2 protein-coding genes are annotated in these 963 nt (G+C 76.0%); both read right to left on the bottom strand.

The features are described from left to right. On the bottom strand, positions 1-221 hold a 221-nt coding region (locus tag GTR00_RS26135), incomplete at its 3' end, for an NAD(P)-binding protein (RefSeq protein WP_323132671.1). Between the two features lie 214 nt (positions 222-435). Then, positions 436-963: SDR family NAD(P)-dependent oxidoreductase (locus GTR00_RS21675; protein WP_166613559.1), on the bottom strand; the 528-nt coding region annotated here is incomplete at its 5' end.

Below are 963 nucleotides of genomic sequence, written 5' to 3'. Positions count from 1 at the left end.
CCCGGCAGGCCGTGCGCGGCCAGGGCGTGGGGCAGGCCCCACAGCGGCACGGACCGGGCCAGGCCGCCGGCGGCGTCGGCGGCCTCGAGGACCACCACGGCGCACCCGGCGTCGAGCAGGGCCTCGGCGGCCGCCAGGCCGCGCGAGCCCGCCCCGGCGACGACGACCGGCGGTCGTGCGCCGGTGCCGGCCCGCGGTCGCGCGAGAGTCGGTGCGCTCACGGTGTCCACCCCTCCCCCGGCGCCGCCCGGCCGTGCTCCTGCGCACGGCCCGGGTTCCCCCGGCGCCCTCCGTCCTGCCCCGCGCCCGGTGCGGGCGAGCGGGACGATCAGTGTGTCAGCGCGGCAGGGGGTTGCTCGGCGTTTTCAGGCGTTCGACGCGCCGGAACTACGCGCAGTGAGCAGTCATCCCCTCGCTGTGACCGGTTCGGGCGCCTCAGTCCGCCGAACCCGGCTCGGCGAGCTTGCCCTGCCCCTTGGCCATCGGGGAGTTCGGCAGCAGGTTGGCCGCCGCGCCCTGCAGCTTGGTGCCCACCGAGCCGGTCACCACGTGGTCGCGGCCCTTCTGCAGCGCCTTGAACGCCTGCGCGGCGACGGTGGCCGGGTCGTCCTTGGCGGAGGTGTGCGCCATCTTCGTGTCCTCCATGCCGGCGCGCTCGAAGAACTCCGTGTCGGTGGGGCCGGGCAGGAAGGCGGTGACGCTGACGCCGTGCTGCCCCAGCTCCTGGCGCAGCGACTGCGCCAGGGACTGCACGAAGGCCTTCGTGGCGCCGTACACCGCCTGGTAGGGCGCGGGCACGCGCGCGGCCAGGGAGGAGGTGAACAGCAGCCTGCCCTCGCCGCGCCCCGCCATCGCCCGCGAGGCCAGCTTGGCGAGGTGGACGAAGGAGACGACGTTGAGGTCGATCATGTGCAGCTCGTCCTCCAGGGCGGGCGCGCCGTGGACGCCGTGGCGCTGCACGCC

It is taken from the genome of Kineococcus indalonis, assembly GCF_009906395.1.
Lineage (GTDB): Bacteria > Actinomycetota > Actinomycetes > Actinomycetales > Kineococcaceae > Kineococcus > Kineococcus indalonis.
This window is presented reverse-complemented; position numbering and strand designations above follow the sequence as displayed.